Source organism: Streptomyces sp. NPDC006739, assembly GCF_042869815.1.
GTDB lineage: Bacteria > Actinomycetota > Actinomycetes > Streptomycetales > Streptomycetaceae > Streptomyces.
Genome location: NZ_JBIAGM010000008.1, coordinates 106,327 through 124,276 on the forward strand (window position 1 = coordinate 106,327; position 17,950 = coordinate 124,276).

Annotated in this window: 13 protein-coding genes; 5 read left to right on the top strand and 8 right to left on the bottom strand. The window is 72.2% G+C overall.

What is annotated here, in order from left to right:
- The first annotated feature begins 88 nt into the window (after positions 1-88).
- Positions 89-1,462 carry a cation:dicarboxylate symporter family transporter gene (locus ACFYMM_RS18195; RefSeq protein WP_388387537.1) on the top strand — a complete coding sequence of 458 codons (1,374 nt, stop codon included), beginning with the start codon at positions 89-91 and terminating at the stop codon, positions 1,460-1,462.
- 78 nt (positions 1,463-1,540) lie between these two features.
- Here the strand turns inward: ACFYMM_RS18195 and ACFYMM_RS18200 are convergent, their stop codons facing one another.
- Complete coding sequence (locus tag ACFYMM_RS18200; protein WP_388387539.1) at positions 1,541-1,990, bottom strand: MarR family winged helix-turn-helix transcriptional regulator; 450 nt, start codon at positions 1,988-1,990, stop codon at positions 1,541-1,543.
- Between the two features lie 114 nt (positions 1,991-2,104).
- On the opposite strand from ACFYMM_RS18200, the gene ACFYMM_RS18205 reads away from it, so the two are divergent.
- Together ACFYMM_RS18205 and mltG are read left to right on the top strand one after the other, a co-directional pair.
- Positions 2,105-3,907 carry an ABC transporter ATP-binding protein gene (locus ACFYMM_RS18205; protein ID WP_388387541.1) on the top strand — a complete coding sequence of 601 codons (1,803 nt, stop codon included), beginning with the start codon at positions 2,105-2,107 and terminating at the stop codon, positions 3,905-3,907.
- 43 nt (positions 3,908-3,950) lie between these two features.
- Positions 3,951-4,847 carry an endolytic transglycosylase MltG gene (mltG, locus tag ACFYMM_RS18210; protein ID WP_388387543.1) on the top strand — a complete coding sequence of 299 codons (897 nt, stop codon included), beginning with the start codon at positions 3,951-3,953 and terminating at the stop codon, positions 4,845-4,847.
- 12 nt (positions 4,848-4,859) lie between these two features.
- Here the strand turns inward: mltG and ACFYMM_RS18215 are convergent, their stop codons facing one another.
- Positions 4,860-5,936 (bottom strand): NAD(P)-binding domain-containing protein, encoded by a 1,077-nt coding sequence (locus ACFYMM_RS18215; protein ID WP_388387545.1) that lies wholly within the window; start codon positions 5,934-5,936, stop codon positions 4,860-4,862.
- A 96-nt stretch (positions 5,937-6,032) separates the two neighbouring features.
- Between ACFYMM_RS18215 and ACFYMM_RS18220 the strand changes: the two genes are divergently transcribed.
- Positions 6,033-6,455, top strand: coding sequence for a secondary thiamine-phosphate synthase enzyme YjbQ (locus ACFYMM_RS18220; protein ID WP_388387548.1), 423 nt, complete (start codon positions 6,033-6,035; stop codon positions 6,453-6,455).
- 186 nt (positions 6,456-6,641) lie between these two features.
- On the top strand, positions 6,642-8,804 hold the full coding sequence (locus tag ACFYMM_RS18225; protein ID WP_388387550.1) for a SpoIIE family protein phosphatase: 2,163 nt from the start codon (positions 6,642-6,644) through the stop codon (positions 8,802-8,804).
- Between the two features lie 82 nt (positions 8,805-8,886).
- Here ACFYMM_RS18225 and ACFYMM_RS18230 read toward each other — a convergent pair whose 3' ends face one another.
- The 6 genes from ACFYMM_RS18230 to ACFYMM_RS18255 form a co-directional block, all read right to left on the bottom strand.
- On the bottom strand, positions 8,887-10,071 hold the full coding sequence (locus ACFYMM_RS18230) for a type III polyketide synthase (protein ID WP_388387552.1): 1,185 nt from the start codon (positions 10,069-10,071) through the stop codon (positions 8,887-8,889).
- A gap of 250 nt (positions 10,072-10,321) precedes the next feature.
- Entirely contained in the window at positions 10,322-12,262 is a 1,941-nt protein-coding gene (locus tag ACFYMM_RS18235) for an ArnT family glycosyltransferase (RefSeq protein WP_388387554.1), read from the bottom strand.
- Positions 12,263-12,318: 56 nt separating this feature from the next.
- A complete protein-coding gene (locus ACFYMM_RS18240) occupies positions 12,319-13,401 on the bottom strand; it encodes an NlpC/P60 family protein (protein ID WP_388387556.1) in 1,083 nt (360 codons plus the stop codon).
- A gap of 43 nt (positions 13,402-13,444) precedes the next feature.
- Positions 13,445-13,927, bottom strand: coding sequence for a poly-gamma-glutamate biosynthesis protein PgsC/CapC (locus ACFYMM_RS18245; RefSeq protein WP_388387558.1), 483 nt, complete (start codon positions 13,925-13,927; stop codon positions 13,445-13,447).
- Entirely contained in the window at positions 13,924-15,387 is a 1,464-nt protein-coding gene (gene pgsB, locus ACFYMM_RS18250; RefSeq protein ID WP_388387560.1) for a poly-gamma-glutamate synthase PgsB, read from the bottom strand. The genes ACFYMM_RS18245 and pgsB overlap by 4 nt, the downstream gene beginning before the upstream one ends.
- A gap of 15 nt (positions 15,388-15,402) precedes the next feature.
- Positions 15,403-17,652, bottom strand: a complete 2,250-nt coding sequence (locus ACFYMM_RS18255; RefSeq protein WP_388387562.1) for a HAMP domain-containing protein — start codon at positions 17,650-17,652, stop codon at positions 15,403-15,405.
- Positions 17,653-17,950 lie beyond the last annotated feature (298 nt).

The following is a 17,950-nucleotide window of genomic DNA, read 5'->3' on the forward strand; positions in this document are numbered from 1 at the left end:
ACCAGAGTGATCGGTACGGAAGCAGCTTTCCGTATCGCAGAAGTCTTTTCGGGGCCTCTGCGGTGTCCACGTCCCACTAGGAGTGCCCGTGCCGCCGACCGTTCCGTCCCCGCCGCGACGCGTCGCACGCATACTGCGAACCTCCCTCTTCGCGCAGGTCGCCTGCGCTCTCGTGCTCGGTGTCGTCGTCGGAAGGCTGTGGCCCGGCTCGGCCGCGGCCTTCCAGCCGCTCGGCGACGGTTTCGTCCGCCTCGTCAAGGCGGTCATCTCGCCGCTGGTGTTCTGCGTGGTGGTCGTCGGCATCGCCAGGGCCGGTGACCTGAAGGCCTTCGGGCGGATCGGGCTGAAGGCCCTGATCTGGTTCGAGGCCGCCTCCACCGCCGCCCTGCTGCTCGGCCTGGTCGCCGCCAACCTCGTCGCACCCGGTTCGGGGATGCGTGTCGACCCGGCCGGGCTCAACGCCTCGGCCCTCGACCGGCAGACCCAGGGCGGCTCCCTGCCCTCGGCCACGGAGTTCGTCCTCGACGCGCTGCCCAACAGTTTCGTCGGCGCCTTCGCCGACAACGCGCTGCTCCAAGTCCTCGTCCTGGCCTGTCTGGTGGGCGCCGCCCTGCTGCACCTCGGCCACACCAAGGTGCCCGGGATCCTGTCGGCCGTCGAGCAGGCGCAGGAGGTGGTCTTCACGGTCGTCGGCTTCGTGATGCGGCTGGCCCCGCTCGCCGTGTTCGGTGCGACGGTCCATCTGATCGGCCAGTACGGCCTGGGCGTCATGAAGACCTACGGCAAACTCATCGTCCTGTGCTACGCCGTCGCCGTGCTGTTCCTCGTCCTGCTGGCCGTCGCACTGCGGCTGGTCAGCGGCCTGAGCCTGTGGAAGTTCGTGCGCTACACCCGCGAGGAACTGCTGCTCGCCCTCGGTACCGCCTCCAGCGAGACCGTGATGCCGCGCATGATGCAGAAGCTGCGCCGGGCGGGCTGCCGGGACGACGCCGTGGGCCTGGTGCTGCCCACCGGCTACTCCTTCAACCTGGACGGCGCCTCCATCTACCTGTCCATCGGCACCCTGTTCATCGCCCAGGCGGTGGGAGTGGACCTGAGTCTCGGCCAGCAGATCACGGTCGTCCTGGTGCTGATGCTGACCAGCAAGGGCATGGCGGGCGTCCCCGGTTCGGCGTTCCTCGCGCTGTCCGCGACCGCCGGTTCCCTCGGCGTGATCCCCGCCGGGGCCGTCGCCCTGTTGCTCGGCGTGGACCGCATCATGGACTCGATGCGCGTCACCACCAACCTGCTCGGCAACTGCGTCGCCGTGTTCGCGGTGTCCCGCTGGGAGGGCGCGCTGGACATCGAACGGGCGAAGAAGGTACTGGACGGGGAGACCGCGTCCGTGCCGGAGGAGGCCGCGGGCGAGAATCCGGAGGTCCCGGTCCGGGCCGCCCGGGAGGCCGCTGCCGAGGCCGGCTGAGCGGACCCGACCCGTCGCGGCTCCCCCTCCGGAACACGGAGGGGGAGCCGTCGCGCTGTCACGGGCGACGCAAACGATTCAGCAGCGCTTGACGGCTTCCCCGTCGATCAGCGTGTCCAGCAGCACGCCGAGCACCGCGCGCTCCTTGTCGGTCAGCGGCGCGAGGATCTCCTCCGCCGCCGACCTGCGCGCGCCGCGCAGGGCGCGCAGCGTCCCGTGACCCTCGTCGGTCAGCTCGATCCGGGTCACCCGGCGGTTCGTCGGATCCGCCACCCGGCGCACCTTGCCGCTCGCCTCCAGGCCGTCGACCAGCGTCGTCACCGCGCGCGGCACCACCTCCAGGCGCTCGGCCAGGTCGGCCATGCGCGGGGGAGAGGCGTAGTGCGCGAGGGTGCGCAGCAGGCGGGACTGGGCCGGGGTGACGCCCAGATCGCGCTGTTCGAGATGGCGCTTCTGGATGCGGTGCACCCGGCGGGTGAGCCGCAGCAACTGCTCGGCGAGCAGACCGTCGGAATCTGGGCTGGTCATGCGGGAACAATATCAGGACCTTATTCATTGTGAGTATAGGTAACAATGAGCTACGATCCATCGGTCGTCGTCGGCGCACTCCGTGCCGGCGCCCGTTCACTTCCGTAGGAGCCCATGCATCCCGACCGCCAACCCTCCTGGACCCCGCCCGCCGACGCCGGGGAGCAGCCCCGGCAGGTGCGCCGCATCCTGAAGCTCTTCCGTCCCTACCGCGCCCGGCTCGCGGTCGTCGGCCTGCTGGTCGGCGCCGCCTCCCTGGTCTCGGTCGCCACGCCGTTCCTCCTCAAGGAGACCCTCGACGTCGCGATTCCCGAGCGCCGCACCGGCCTGCTCAGCCTGCTCGCCCTCGGCATGATCCTCAGCGCCGTCCTGACCAGCGTCTTCGGCGTGCTCCAGACGCTGATCTCGACCACCGTCGGCCAGCGCGTCATGCACGACCTGCGCACCGCCGTCTACGGCCGTCTGCAGCGCATGTCGCTCGCCTTCTTCACCCGGACCCGCACCGGCGAGGTGCAGTCCCGGATAGCCAACGACATCGGCGGCATGCAGGCCACGGTGACCTCCACCGCGACCTCCCTGGTCTCGAACGTCACCAGCGTGGTCGCCACGATCGTCGCGATGGTCGCCCTCGACTGGCGGCTGACCGTCGTCTCCCTGCTGTTGCTGCCGGTGTTCGTGTGGATCAGCCGCCGGGTCGGCAACGAGCGCAAGAAGATCACCACCCAGCGCCAGAAGCAGATGGCCGCGATGGCGGCCACGGTCACCGAGTCGCTGTCCGTCAGCGGCATCCTGCTCGGCCGCACCATGGGCCGCTCCAACTCCCTCACCGCGTCCTTCGCCGAGGAGTCCGAGGCCCTGGTCGACCTCGAAGTGCGTTCCAACATGGCCGGGCGCTGGCGCATGGCCGTGATCACGATCGTGATGGCCGCGATGCCCGCCGTCATCTACTGGACCGCGGGGATGGCCGTGCAACTGGGCGGACCCCGGGCCTCGCTCGGCACCATCGTCGCCTTCGTCTCGCTCCAGCAGGGCCTGTTCCGCCCGGCCGTCAGCCTGCTGTCGACCGGCGTCCAGATCCAGACCTCGCTCGCCCTCTTCCAGCGGATCTTCGAGTATCTGGACCTGCCCGTCGACATCACCGAGCGGGAACGCCCCGTCCATCTCGACCAGGTCAAGGGCGACGTCCGCTTCGAGAACGTGGAGTTCGGCTACGACGACAAGGGCGGCCCGGTGCTCGACGGCATCGACGTCACCGTCCCGGCCGGCGCGAGCCTGGCGGTCGTCGGGCCGACCGGTGCCGGAAAGTCCACGCTCGGCTATCTGGTGCCCCGTCTCTACGACGTCACCGGGGGCCGCGTCACCCTGGACGGCGTCGACGTGCGCGACCTCGACTTCGACACGCTGGCCCGCGCGGTCGGCGTCGTCTCCCAGGAGACGTACCTCTTCCACGCCTCGGTCGCCGACAACCTCCGCTTCGCCAAGCCCGACGCAACCGACGAGGAGTTGCACGCGGCGGCCCGGGCGGCCCAGATCCACGACCACATAGCCGCGCTGCCCGACGGCTACGACACGGTGGTCGGCGAACGCGGCCACCGGTTCTCCGGCGGTGAGAAGCAGCGCCTGGCCATCGCCCGCACCATCCTGCGTGATCCGCCGGTGCTCATCCTCGACGAGGCGACCAGCGCGCTGGACACCCGCACCGAACGGGCCGTCCAGGAGGCCATCGACGCGCTGTCGGCCAACCGGACGACGCTCACCATCGCCCATCGCCTCTCCACCATCCGCAACGCCGACCAGATACTCGTCCTGGAGTCCGGGCGGGTGGCCGAACGTGGCACGCACGAGGAGCTGTTGGAGCGCGACGGACGGTATGCGGCCCTGGTGCGACGGGACGCGGAGCTGGAGCCGACAGGCTGACGATATGCCGGATTTAGGATGATATGCGGGATACCGTGCCCGCATGCAGATGAACACTCGGCCACGGAGCACGGTGCGCACGATTCGACTGACCCGCCGGGGCAGACTCGTCCTCGTCGTGACCGGCGCCGTCCTGGCCGGCACCGCCGTGGCGGTGCCGCTGCTGAGCCCGGACAACGGCGGGGAACGCAGGACCGCGACCCTGGTGATCCCGGAGGGGTGGCGCGCGAGCCAGGTCTACGACGCCGTCGACAAGGTCCTCGCCCTGCCCGCCGGCACCACCGGGAAGTCCGTCGGCAGTGCGGCCCTCAAGCTGCCGAACGAGGCCCGGGGCAACCCGGAGGGGTACCTCTTCCCGGCCACGTACCAGGTCGACGCGAAGGCCACGCCCCAGTCGCTGCTGCAGTTCATGGTCGACACCGCCGACGAGAAGTTCAACGGGGCGCCGATCGCGGCCGGCGCGCAGCGCGACGCGATGAACCTCTACCAGGCCGTCACCATCGCGAGCATCGTCCAGGCCGAGGCCTCCTCCAAGGCCGACATGGGGAAGGTGGCCCGGGTCGTCTTCAACCGGCTGCAGCACGGCATGCCCCTGCAGATGGACTCCACCATCCACTACGCGCTGCGCCGCGGCACCCCGCGGACCACCGCGGACGACACCCGCGTGGACAGCCCCTACAACTCCTACCAGCGCATGGGCCTGCCGCCGACGCCCATCGACAACCCGGGGGAGGACGCCATGCGCGCCGCGATCAACCCGACGCCGGGCAACTGGCTGTACTTCGTCACGGTCAAGCCGGGTGACACCCGCTTCACCGCCGACTACGCCGAGCACCAGCGCAACGTGGCCGACTTCGTGGCCCGCCAGATGAGCACCGGCCGGCCGCAGGGCGCGAGCCCGGCCCCCCTCCCGCCCCGGACCCCGCAGACCGCCCGGTGAGCGGGCGGCGGCTCACGCGGCGACCGGCTCCTCGGCCAGCAGCCGCCTGATGTCCCGTACGGCCGCGCGCCCGGCCCGGTTGGCGCCGATCGTGCTCGCCGAGGGGCCGTAGCCGACCAGGTGGATCCGGGGGTCGGCGACCGCGCGGGTGCCCTCCATGCGGATGCCGCCGCCCGGCTCGCGCAGCCTCAGCGGCCTGAGGTGGTCCAGGGCCGCCCGGAAGCCGGTCGCCCACAGGATGACGTCGGCGTCCACCCGCCGTCCGCCCGGCCACTCCACCCCGTCCGGGGTGATCCGCTCGAACATCGGCTGCCGGTCCAGGACCCCGTCCGCGAGGCCCTTGCGGACGGCGTCGTCGAGCGGCAGGCCCGTGACCGTGACCACGCTCTTCGGCGGCAGCCCCTGCCGGACCCGTTCCTCCACGAGCGCGACCGCCGCCCGGCCCACCCCCTCGTCGAACGGTCCCTCGCGGAAGACCGGCGGCCGCCGGGTGACCCAGGTGGTGGCCGCCGCGTACGGGGCGATCTCCAGCAGGTGCTGGGTGCCCGACGCCCCGCCGCCCACCACCACGACCCGCTGCCCGGCGAACTCCTCGGGGCCCGCGTACCGCGCGGTGTGCAACTGCCGCCCGCGGAAGGTCTCCTGGCCCGGGTAGCGCGGCCAGAACGGCCGGTCCCAGGTACCGGTGGCGTTGATCAGGGCGCGCGTCGACCAGGTCCCGTCCGAGGTCTCGACGAGCAGCCGCCCGTCCGCGCCCTCGCGTACCGCCCTGACGTCGACAGGGCGCCGTACCCGCAGGCCGAAGGCGCGTTCGTAGCGGTCGAAGTAGTCCCCGACCACCTCGGCGGACGGCCGCGCGGGATCGGCGCCGGTCAGCTCCATGCCCGGCAGCGCGTGCATCCCGTGGACCCTGCCGTACGTCAGCGACGGCCAGCGGAACTGCCAGGCACCGCCCGGCGCGGGGGCGTGGTCGAGGACCACGAAGTCGCGGTCCGGCTCGAAGCCGGTGCGCCGCAGGTGGTAGGCGCTGGAAAGACCCGCCTGGCCGGCGCCCGCGACGACCACCTCGACCTCATGTGTGTTGTTCACGTTTGTACGAACATCGGGGTGGGCGTCGATCTTCCCCGCGGTCGGTCGGTCGCCTCGGAAAGCCATGGAACCCGGCGTATGGGTAAGGATGGGGTCATGTCAGATGTCTTCACCACCCGAACGCTGAACGTCGCCACCGGCTCCCGGGAGCGGGTCGTCGACCTCACCGACGACTGCGCGGCCTTCCTGCGCGAGGCGGCGGCCGGCCGCGACGGCCTGCTGAACATCTTCGTCCCGCACGCCACCGCGGGCATCGCCGTCATCGAGACGGGCTCCGGCAGCGACGACGACCTGCTGGCCGCGCTGCACACCCTGCTCCCCGCCGACGACCGCTGGCAGCACCGGCACGGCAAGCCCGGCCACGGCCGTGACCATGTCCTGCCGGCCCTGGTGCCCCCGCACGCCACGCTCCCGGTCGTCGGCGGGCAGCTGGAGCTGGGTACCTGGCAGTCGGTGTGCCTGGTCGACACGAACACGAGCAACACGGACCGCCGGGTCCGGTTGAGCTTCCTGGGGTGAGTGCCTTCCTGCCTCCACCTCCACGGCAGCGTCGTCTCACCGTCCGTGTTCGCCGCGCGGCCCGCTGGTGTGGGCGAAGCGACCCCCGGTGGTATTCAATGAGGTGTGCGGTAGGGATCTCGGGGCTCCGTCGCACGGGTCCGAGTACGGCCTCGGCGCTGTGCCGGGGATTGCTGAGAGAGCCGCATGGACTCCACACCCTCCCCCTCGTCCCCTTCGCCGTTCGACCTGGTCAGCAGCGCCCTGGGGCGCTACATACCGCGCGGCGGAGCGGCACCGGCCGCCGGTCCTGACGACGAGCGGGGCGAGCGCCCCGCCCGCCCGCGCGTACCCGACGACCCGGCGGCCGGCCGTCAGGACCGGATTCTCGGCGTGGTCAACCTGGACGGCGACCTGAGGATCACCCGCTGCAATCTGGACGCCCCCGTGTTCGCGGGTCTGGACCCCGCGCCCGGGAGTCCCTTCGTCGATTTCCTGCCCGCCGGGGACGTACCGACGGTCACCCGGCGGTTGCGGCAGGTCCTGGAGACCGGTGAGGCGCACGTCGCCCGGATCCAGCGCCTGCGGCGCGCCGACGGGTCGGAGCTGGTGGTCTCGATGAGCATCCTGCCCGCCGCGGTGCCGCAGGAGGGCCTGACCGTCTCCGTGATCGCCATGGCCAGGAGGCTGCACCTGTACGCCGCCGAGACCGCCATCGGCACCTCGCTGGACGTCGGCGAGACCGCGCAGTCGCTGGCGGAGTCCCTGCTGGCCTGGGGGGACGTGGCCGCCGTCGACCTCGACTTCGCCGTGTGGACGGGCGAGGGAGTCCTCGGTCAGTCACAGGGGCGCATCCGGCTGCGGCGGGCGGCCCTGGTGCCGGACCGGGCGTGGCCCGAGGGCTATGTGACACCGGGCGACGACCTTCCCAGCGACGCGAGCCGCCTGCTGGCCCAGGCGGTGCGGCGGGACGACGCCCCGCAGGCCCTCGTGATACCCGACCGCGAGGCGGTCGAGCGGGTGCTGGGCAGTCCGCGAGTGATGCGTGCCCTGGTGCCGGGCGACCGGTCGGTGGGTGTGGCGTGCATACCGCTGGTCCTGGACGGCGTCCCGCCCGTCGTCCTGGGCGTGGCGGAGATCTGGCGGCGGGCGGACTGCCCCTTCCGCGACAGCGAGCTGTTCGACCTGCAGGAACTGGTCGCCAGGACCGCCCACCACATCGACCTGGCCCGTCAGCACCAGCGCGAGCACACGCAGGTGCTGGCACTGCAGCGCAGGCTGCTGCCCCGGGCCGGCGGCGACACCATCGAGATCGCCAGCGTCTACCAGCCCGCCACGCCCGACAGCGCGGGCGTCGGCGGGGACTGGGTGAACAGCTTTCCGCTGCCCGACGGCCGTACCGCGCTCGTGGTCGGTGACGTGGTCGGACACGGCCTGGGGGCCGCGGCGACCATGGGCCAGCTGAGCATGGAGGCCCGCGCGCTGCTGTCGGCGGGACTCGCGCCCGACGAGGTACTGGAGCACCTGGACGAGACCGTGACGCTGCTCGACGACGCGGAGTCCGGGCTGGCGGCCGGCTACAGCGCCCTCGGGTCGACCTGCTGCATCGCCCTCTACGACCCGGTCAGCCACCGAGTGACGATGTCCAGCGCCGGCCACCTCCCCCCGGTCCTCGTCTCCCCGGACGGGCGAGCGGGCCCGCTCGCGGTCCGCCCTCACCCCGGGCTCGGCGCCGAGTTCGCGCTGCGCGAGCCGTTCGACGTCCAGGTGTTCGGCGCGCCCCCGGGCTCCCTGCTCGCCCTGTACACCGACGGTCTGGTGGAGGATCCGGCACTGTCGATCGACGAGGGCATCGGAAAGCTCGCGGACGTCGTGTCCACGGTGCATCCCTGGGACTCCCTGCAGCAGGCCGCACGGCACGTGGTGTCGGCGCTGGCACCCGTGCGCCAGCGCGACGACGTGACCCTGCTGCTCGCGCGGATGATCGGCTACCGCAAGGGCGACACCGCGACCTGGCGGCTGCCCGCCCGCGACGACGCGCCCGCCCGCGCCCGCTCGCGGGTCTTCCCGCTGCTGCGGCAGTGGCGTCTGCGGGAGGACACCCGGGACGATGTGCTGCTGCTGGTCAGCGAGCTGGTCACGAACGCGGTGCGCTTCGCCGCCGGTCCCGTCACGGTGCGGCTGATCAGGTCCGGTCACGGCCTGCTGTGCGAGGTGGGCGACACCGGCAACGGCAGGCCGCGGCTGCGCCGGGGCGGCCCGCTCGACGACGGGGGGCGCGGCCTGCAGATCGTGCACCGGCTCACCACCCGGTGGGGCGTGCGGTGGACGGACACCGGCAAGGTGGTCTGGGCGGAAGTCGGCAGATGACCCGGCCGCGGGCCGGGAGTGCGGCCGGCGTGCGGGAGCCCGGCCAGGGCAGGAGAGGCGTACCCGTGGCCCGGCGCCACCGTTACAGCCACTCCCCTTCCAGCGCGGTGGCGGTGAGACCCGGGGCCGCCGCGTACAGGACGGCCCGACTTCCCGGCTTCTGCCCGGCGTCGTGCGCCCGCCGCAGGATGTCGAACACGGCGGCGCCCCCGCGGTTGCCGCTGGTGTAGCTGTCCCGGCTGTACTCCAGCAGCCCGGACGGCCACGCCTCGGGCATCGTCTGCTCCATGTACTCCAGCACCCGGGTCCCGCCGGGGTGCGCGAGCAGCAGGTCCGGGTGCCAGGAGTCGGGGTCGTCCTGGTATCGGACGCGCAGCCACTCCCACATCGCGGTGACCGTCTCCTGCACGGCGCGCGGTCCACGCCGGTCCATCACGAAGTGGGTGCCGTCCGCCCGAGTCTCCAAGCGGTGCAGGTCCTGGGTGCCGGGCAGGGTGTGGTGCCAGGAGGCGTCCAGCCGCAGCACCGACTCGCGCCGCGGGCGGCCCGTGACCACCGCGGCGACCGCGGTGTCCGCGAACAGCAGCCGGACGATCAGGGACTCCAGGGTGTCGTCCGAGGGCTGGTAGGTCGTGCTCAGCGCCTCCGCGATCACCACCAGGACCACCCGGTCGGGGTCCGCGGCCACGAGGTCCGCCGCCAGCGCCAGGGAGCGGGTACCGGCGATGCAGGCCCACTGCGTGGCCGGCAGCAGCATCACGTCGTCGCGGAGCCGGAGCTTGTTGGCCAGGGCGATGTCGAGGCCCGGCAGTGCCGGAGTGGTGGAGTGACTGGTGATCAGACAGTCGATGTCCGCGGCGTCCAGCCCGGCGATCTGCAGGGCTCCGCGCGCCGCACGCTCCCCGTACGCCTGCACGGCCTCCCAGGCGGGTGCGGTGCGTTCCTGGACGGTCTGCGGCCCGGGTATCGCCTCGAGTGCGGCGATCACACGGTCCACCTCCGGCCGGCTGAACCCGTCCCGCGCCAACGCCTCTTGGGCCGGCCCGGTGCCGACGGCCCCCAGGCCGCCGCCGCTGCCGGGCGCGACGGCGGCTTCCAGCGGCAGCATCCACCCGCGGGTCTCGATGCCGGTACTGGCCGCGATGCCGTCGATCCGGGGCGCCCACGCGGCGTGCGGATGCCGGTCGCGCACCTCCGCCACGATCTGGCTGGTCCGAACGCGGTGCTCGCCGTGTATCACGGCAGGAGGACAGAGGTAAGCGGCCATCAGGATGCACCTTTCCAGGGGAAAAAGTAGAAATGTCCCGAGTGGTGTGTCATGGGTCACTTTGCGACTTCATGCCCAAGGGGTTGCCGAGGGGCTCCACTTCGAGAGTCGGTATCCGCTTCGAGCATGGACGCTAAATGGACATTTCCGCTGTGATGCAGACAACTTAGGCGGCTGTGGGTATGCGTGACACAGCACACATGGCAACGCCTGATGCAGCCTGATGGTGTGTTGGGTCCGGGGCGCCGCCCTACCCGTTCGGGTTGCAGTCGTAGAGGGTGAAGCTGCCGTCGGTGCGACGGCCGTAGGCGGCGGGCCGGATGCGGGCGCAGTGGGACTTCACCCAGGTGGTGGCGGCGGTGGTGGGGCGCTGGGTGGTGAGCAGGGCGTAGCGCAGCTGGTGGGCGGAGATGAGGCCGCCGAGCTGCTGGGCGGTGGGGAAGGGGGTGCTGCCGGTGAAGCCGCCCATGACGAGGACGGGCTCGGACTTGGCGCGCAGCAGGGGCTCGGCGGTGTAGGCGGCCTGCGTGGCCAGCAGGTACTTCTCGCCGTGGCGGTGCGTGGTGAGGTAGTCGAGCAGGGCGGTGTCGCGGGCGCTGGGCCGGTCGAGACCCACCCGCCGCGGGACGTGGCGCAGATGGGCGTTGGCGCGGTAGGCGTTGCCGACCGGACCGGCCGTCGGGGAGGTGGCGGCGCCCGCGTAGAGCGGGTTGAGGCTGGCCAGAGCCCACCCGGCCGGCACCACCAGGGTGGCCGCGATCCCGGCGGCGAGGGCGCCGTGGACCATGCGCGCGGAGGTACGCGGCCCGCGGCTCCACAGGCCCGCCACGCCGCACATGGTGAGCATGACGGCGACCGGCAGCAGCCAGGAGACGAATCGCGTGGGCCAGTCCAGCACCAGCGCCCACGCCACCGTGAGCGTGATCGCCGCGGGCAGTGCCATGTGCCGCCGGCCGCCCGCCCCGTGCTCCGCTTCGCGCCCCGGCTCGTGGTGCGCCTCGTACTCCCAGTGGAAGAGCGCGAGGCCGCCGCCGGTCAGCGCGGCGAGCGCCGGGGCGATGACGGCCGTGTAGTAGGCGTGGTTGCCGTTGGAGACGCTGAACACCAGGGCGTGCACGGCCAGCCAGCCGCCCCACATCAGGAATCCGGCGCGCATCGGGTCGGTTCGCGGCCGTCCGGTACGCCAGAGGACACCCAGGACCGTGGCGAGCACGGCGAGCGGCAGGAACCAGGCGATCTGCGGGCCGATCGTGTGGTTGACCAGCATGTTCCAGCCGGTGTTGCCGGTGGTGCGGCTGGCCGCGGTGCCCGCGACGGCGCCGAACGCGGTGGCGTCGCTGCTGAAGCGGCTCAGGCCGTTGTAGCCGAAGACCAGGGCGAACGGATTGTTGTCGGAGGTGCCGTCGAGGTACGGGCGGTCGCCGGCCGGTGTCGCCCAGGCGATCAGCACCCACGAGCAGGAGACCGCCAGCGCGACCGCGCCGGCCAGCAGGACGCGCAGCGCCCGCTTCAACGGCGTGCCCGGCGCGACGAGTTGGTACACGCAGGCGAAGACGGGCAGCACCAGCCACGCCTGCAGCATCTTCGTCTGGAAGGCGAGCCCGACCCAGATCCCGCAGGTGATCAGGGGCAGCAGCCGCTCGGTCCGCACCGCCTTCTGCAGCGCTCCGGCCGCCGCCACCAGGAGCAGGGTGAGCGCGGTGTCCGGGATGGTGGCCCGGGTCAGGACCACGGTGACCGGGGTCAGGGTGAGCGTCACCGCGGCGATCAGCGCGGCGAACGGACCGGCCCACACCCGTACGATCCGGTGCAACAGCCATACGGTCAGCACGCCCTCGACGACCTGCGGAAGCGCGGCCGCCCAGGTGTGCGGGCCGAAGAGCCAGACGGAGACGGCGTCCGGCCAGAAGGCGCCGGGCAGCTTGTCGATGGTGATCGAACCGGCGGTGTCGAGCCCGCCGAAGAAGAAGGCGCTCCAGCTGCCGGCCATCGACCGTATCGCCGCACCGTAGAAGGGGTGGATCGCGGCCTGCCCGATGCCCCAGGAGTAGATCACCGTGGCGACGACCAGCACCGCGGCGAGCGCCGGGCGTTCCCAGCGCGGGGCGTCTTCCGGGCGGCCGGAGGGGCGGTCGGCCGCCCGGCGGCCTCGGCGCGCGCCGGTGGGCTGGACGGCGGGGATGGCGGTCATGGCAAGGGTCCTCGGATCTGCAGTTCAGGTCGGGCGGCTGGGCACGGGCGCCGGCATCACAGGCGGCGGGCCGCCCGGAAGCCGCGGGCGTAGAAGTCGGTGCCGTCCAGCAGCGAGCGGCCCGAAAGGTCGCCCAGCGTGGGGCCGTTGGCGGCGGAGCGGCTGGAGTAGAAGCGGTGCCTGCCCTGGTCGTCGAGCCCTATGTACATCCCGCAGTGGTCGATGAACCCCGGCCGCTCCTTGATGATCGCGAAGAAGACGAGGTCGCCGGGTTGCAGCGCGCCAAGATCGGTGGGCTGCTCGCCGGTGTCGGGGATCACCAGACGGCCGGGACCGTAGGCGGCGATGGCGAAGGCGCGGCGCGGCAGGCCGGTGCCCCGGGTGTTGGTGTTGTGCAGGGGCAGGCCCATGCGGTAGCCCCACACCAGGCGCTGGAAGCCGGAGCAGTCGACGTCGCCGTAGCGGTCCTTCTCCGGCTGCACGCGGGTGCCGTCGGGGAAGGTCCAGGGCACGCCCAGATAGTCGTAGAAGTCGGACTGTTCGTCGTGGTAGGCGAAGTCCAGCGGGTTGTTGACCTTGGAGTTGCGCGGGCCGAAGTGCGCGGTGCCCGCGTAGCGCACGCCGGCCGCGTTGTGCTTGTCGGCCGCCCCGACGCTGCTGTACTCGAACGCCACCGCGAAGACGTCCGGGCTGGTGTCGCCGAGCGCCTTGCGGAACCAGCCCTTGAACCAGGCGGACTTCTCCATGCCCCGCTGCCAGGTGTGGGGCAGCACCCGCACCCAGGCGTCCGTGGTCACGCTGGCCTCGGTGGTGCGCGGCTCGCTGAAGGTGCGACTGGCTCCGGTGAGTACGGCCGTGCGGGCTCCGTCGGTGAACGTGGCGAGCGTGCCGCCGTCGGCGGAACGGACCACGGTGCGGTCGGGGGCGGACAAACGCTCGAAGCTGTGGCCCCCGGTGGGCGGAGCGCTCGGACCGCTGCCCGTACCGGCGGCGGCCGCACCCCCGCGGTCGTCGCCGCCGCGCCCGGAGTGCTCCCAGGCGTACCCGCCCGCCACCCCGGCGGCCGCCACGCCCGCGATCGTCCCGAGCACGGCGCGGCGAGTCGGGCGGTTGCGTCCGCCGGCGGGTTGGGAGTGCATGGCCGATCCTCCTGGAGGTGTGGGGTGAGAGGGGGTGGGCGGGTCAGCCGGTGGGCAGGACGCCGATCAACAGCCCGCAGACCAGCACCACATAGGTGGCCAGCGTCACCGCCGTGGTCGAGATGAGGGTGGCCGCCATCGGCTGGCGGACCATCTGGTACGAGACCAGGCCGGGGACGATGAAACCAAGGGTCTGTGACGTGTACAGCAGCGGAAACTCATGGCTGAGGGCGAGCATCACGGTGGTCTGCATCAGCACCGCGCACAGCACCACGGCGGCGAACAGCCGCTTGCCGTAGAGGATCACCGTGCGCTGCACCAGCTTCGTCAGGAAGTACGTTCCCGCCGCCACGGCGACCATCAGGCCGGCCATCTGCACGTCGGTGACGAGTGTGAGGGCGATCCACCCCGGGGTGATCATCCCTCCGGGGGAGAGGTTGGTGGTCAGATAGCAGACGAGCGAGAAGACCAGCCCGAGGGCGATCCCGAGCGCGGCGGTCTGTGCGGTGAGGTTGGCGGGGATCACGGGTTCCTCGGGGACTGGGACGGAGCGTAGGAGTGGTGCGGGTCGTCTTCGGCGCGCTCGCCGTCGGCGCGGCCCTGGCGTTCGGCGGCCCGGCGGGCGAGGTCACGCGGCTCCGGGATGCGGAAGGCGTACGTCGGCGCGTCCAGCGGGGCCACCCAGCTGAACGGCTCGGGCTCGGGCGGCCGGGCCGTGGCGATCCGCGGCCGGGCCAGCGCGATCTGCATGGTCTCCTGGTCCAGACCGTCGCCGTCGGGTACGGCGTCGAACGGGTCCTCGGAGTCGTCCAGCGGCAGCTCGGCGAGGCATTCCAGGAACAGCTCGCCCCGGCCGTGGATGTTGCCGATCGCCACCAGTGAGGAGACCGGGCCGAGTTCGGCGAGGATCGCGGCGGTCAGCTCCTCGGGGTCCCGGCGGTCGCCGCCGAGATCCACCACCCGCCCGGTGAAACCGGCCGGAACGGCATCGCGGGCGCTCTTGGTCGGGTGGCCGATCAGGAACACCGCCTCGGCGCCGAGGTCGGGGACGATCGCGCCCATCTGACCGTTGCGTTCCACGCGGTCCGGGCGGCAGTTGATGACGACGTTGAGGGGCTGCCTGATCGCGCCCAGGTCCTCCAGCTGCTTGACGTTCATCAGCGTCGACTCGGGATCGTTGGCCGCGAAGACGTTGGCGAACCGCAGCCGCTTGCCCTCGGGGGCGACATAGCGCTCCACCGACAGCACGCCCGGGTCGGGCGGTGCCTCCCACATGCCCTGCAGCGCCGTCTGCCGGTCCACGCCGAGCAGTTCGGCGACGGTGAGCGCGATCGCCACGTTCTCCTTGAAGGTGAACCAGCTGAAGCCGCGCAGCTCCTCGTCGCTGACCGTCTCCGGGTCGGCGTAGACCAGCCTGCAGTTACGGGCGTCCGCCTCCTCCTGGAGGATGTGGAAGCGGTCCTGCTCCGCCGTCACGCACACCCCGTCCACCGGCATCGAGCGGGAGAGCGAGCGGGCGACGTCGTCCAGCGTCGGCCCCATCTCCTCCAGATGGTCCTCGCGGACGTTGCACAGCACGCCGATCGTGGAACGGATCAGCTTCTCCTGGTTGATCTCCTGCAGCGCGGGCATCACCGCCATGCACTCGATCACCAGCGCGTCCGGCCGGTAGGTCGCCGCCCGGCGCACGATGCCGATCTGCTCGACGATGTTGGAGATCCCGAACTTGCGGTACACCGGCTCCTCGGTGGCATCCGGATGGATGAACCGGGCCGCCGTGCCGGTGGTCTTGGCCACCGTGACCAGGCCGCCGCCGCGCAGCGCGCCCGCGCACAGCCGGGTGATCGAACTCTTGCCGCGGATGCCGTTGACCAGCACCCGCGTCGGTATCTGCTCCAGCGAGTCGAAGTGCCGCCGCTGCTCCAGGATTCCGGCGATCCAGAGTGCGGCGCAGCACAGGAGGACTATGACATAGAGGAAGAGCACGCCTGTTCCGTCCTTCTACCGCTGGAGGGTGTTCTCACGCAGGGGCCGCGAGGGCCCGGCGGCGTGGCCGGATCTGGCCGCCCGGTCGCGCTCCGCGAGGGCTTGGCGCGTCAGCTCCAGGCTGCGGGTGATCGAGCCGATCTCGTCGTGGTTGACCGGGTGCAGCACGGTGCGGCGGTCGCCGCCGGCGAGCCGTTCGACGAGCACGGCGACCGCGCGCAGCGGACGGATCACCACGACGTGCAGCCAGCCCAGGCAGGCCGCGCCCAGGGTGAGGCCCAGGATCCCGGCGAGCATGGTGCGCTGCTCGGCCTGCACCGCGGGGATCTGGAGCGCGGCCGCGGGCTCCGCGGTCACCACGTGCCAGCCGAGGCGGGCCGTCGGGCCGCTCTGCGCCAGTGGTGCGGCCGCGTCGAGCGAGGGGCCGGAGGACGTGCGGAGCACCGCCGAGGTCGCGGTGCCCGCGGTGCCCGCCGCGCCCTGGGTGGCGCGGGCGAGACGGGTCAGTCCGGCGTCGGGCAGCGACTGGAAGGCGCGGTATCCCACGCTCGACGCCAGCACCTTGTTGTCCCGGTCCGTCACCCAGACGCTGCCCAGTTTGGGCCTGGGCAGAATGGAGTTGAGCGCGTGCACGTCGATCTCGCCGAACAGCACCACCCCGGCCGCCGGGGTCTTGCCCCTGGCGGCCTTGACCTGGGCGTAGGCGGCGATCGCCGGGATCTTGCCCGAGGTGTTGACGGTGGTGATCCCGCCGCCGTCGGGCACGTGGACGAGGGTGCGCAGCGGTGTGCCCCCCACCCTCAGCGCGATGGCGCCGGAGCGGTCCAGGAGATACAGCGAGCGGTAGTGCTTGTGGTCGGCGAGGGTGCGCCGCAGGACCTCGGTCTGGGCGGCCCTGGTCTTGCCCGGCAGGGCGGCGGCCACGTCGTTCAGGTCGGTGTACGACTGGTCGAGGGACTGCCGGATCCGGTTCGTCGTGATCTCGGTGCGCGTCTGCTGGGCGGCGAGGACCGGGGCCGGAACCGCGGTCGTGGTGTCCGCCCGGTTCAACAGGAAGATCATCGGCACCGACCAGCAGGCCACCACCAGCACCCCGGCCACGGCCAGCGCCCGGTAGCCCGGTCCGCGCCGGGCCGGGAACTCCTGCGGGCCGATCTCGCCGAGCAGTTGCCGGCGCAGCGACTCCAGGGCCCGCCCGATCCGGGCCAGTTCCCCGAAGCCGTGCACCGGAACCGGCCGGGACAGCTCCTCCCACGCGGCCGGCCCGTCCTCCGTCGCGCTCCGGGCCAGGCGCCCGGCGGACAGATACAGCCGCAGCAGGGGCTGCTGCACCAGGAAGTGCAGTGCCAGCGCGAGCAGCAGCGCGACCGCGGCCAGCGCCCCGGCGGCCTCCAGCGCGAAACGCGAGTAGTCGGCGGCGCCGGTCGTGGCGGGTACCGAGCGGGAGGTGAGCACCACCAGGCCGAGGCCGTCGGTGTCGCCCGGACCGGTCGCCGAGGCGACCTGGGCCCAGCCGGCCACCGTGCTCCGGCTGTCCGTGCCCGCCCCCAGCATGCTTCCCGAGGCGTCGGTGCCGCGTCCCGACCCGTTCGCCGCGCGGGCCGCCGCCGTGGGCAGACCGCTGTCGGCGGCCGACGACGCGGTGCCGTGGGTCGTGGTGGCGAGGGCCGTACCGCTCGCGTCCAGAACCTGGGCGGTGCGTCCGTCGCCGTACGTGGTGAGGGTGGGCAGGGCCTCGGAGACCACCAGCAGCCACTGCCGGTCGGTCCGGCTCGGGGTCTGGTTCTGGTCCTGGTTGGCGTCCACCTGCTGCGCGGGCAGCGTGACCTCGGCGAAGTACAGGAGTTCACGCGCGCCGCCCGACGTCACCAGCCGGGGCGGGATCGTGACGTGCCCGGACGCCGTCGTGGAGACGTGCACGCCGGCCAGCGGGACCTGCTTGCCGCCGGTCGCCAGCAGCTTGCCGGTGCGCGCGTCGAGCAGCGCACTGCCGCGGACCGCCTTCCTGGCGGAGGTCAGCGCCTTGAGCGTGGACGCGGGAGTGGAAGTGTTCGTCGTCGGGTAGGCGTTGGCCGTACGGCGCAGGGTGCTCGCCTCGACGTCGATCGCGGTGCGTGTCGACAGCGCGGTGTCCGCGGCGATCTGCTGTTCGCTGTCCAGCACGGCCTGCGGTACCCGTGTCGCGTGGATGCCTTCGAGGCCGATCACGGTCAGGGCGGCGACCACCAGCAGGAGGACGACGAGCGAGGCTATGGGCGGGCGCACCCCGCCAAGCATCGGCATGTCGGCGCGGCGGCGGATGCGGTGTCGGCGCGGCGCCCGGGGTGCGGAGGGCAGGGGAGGGGATCCTTTCTCAATCGGCGTCGAGCGCCTGAATGTTCGATGCAACGAACACTTTAACTGCATGCGATCACATAACCATCACACTTTCGTCCCCGTGTCGTATGTGCGGACGGGGTACTGGGCGACGGCCGACGCATGCGGTGCCGCCACCCCCTGGGACGCCGAAGGGCGGACCCGTGAACAGGACCCGCCCTTCGGGATGCCCGGTGAGTGTGCGGCC

Excerpts from the sequence above, each read along its gene's own strand:
- ACFYMM_RS18200 (WP_388387539.1), bottom strand. The coding sequence starts at position 1,990 with ATGACCAGCCCAGATTCCGACGGTCTGCTCGCCGAGCAGTTGCTGCGG.
- ACFYMM_RS18225 (WP_388387550.1), top strand. The coding sequence starts at position 6,642 with ATGGACTCCACACCCTCCCCCTCGTCCCCTTCGCCGTTCGACCTGGTC.
- ACFYMM_RS18235 (WP_388387554.1), bottom strand. The coding sequence starts at position 12,262 with ATGACCGCCATCCCCGCCGTCCAGCCCACCGGCGCGCGCCGAGGCCGC.
- ACFYMM_RS18240 (WP_388387556.1), bottom strand. The coding sequence starts at position 13,401 with ATGCACTCCCAACCCGCCGGCGGACGCAACCGCCCGACTCGCCGCGCC.
- ACFYMM_RS18205 (WP_388387541.1), top strand. The coding sequence starts at position 2,105 with ATGCATCCCGACCGCCAACCCTCCTGGACCCCGCCCGCCGACGCCGGG.
- mltG (WP_388387543.1), top strand. The coding sequence starts at position 3,951 with ATGCAGATGAACACTCGGCCACGGAGCACGGTGCGCACGATTCGACTG.
- ACFYMM_RS18230 (WP_388387552.1), bottom strand. The coding sequence starts at position 10,071 with ATGGCCGCTTACCTCTGTCCTCCTGCCGTGATACACGGCGAGCACCGC.
- ACFYMM_RS18220 (WP_388387548.1), top strand. The coding sequence starts at position 6,033 with ATGTCAGATGTCTTCACCACCCGAACGCTGAACGTCGCCACCGGCTCC.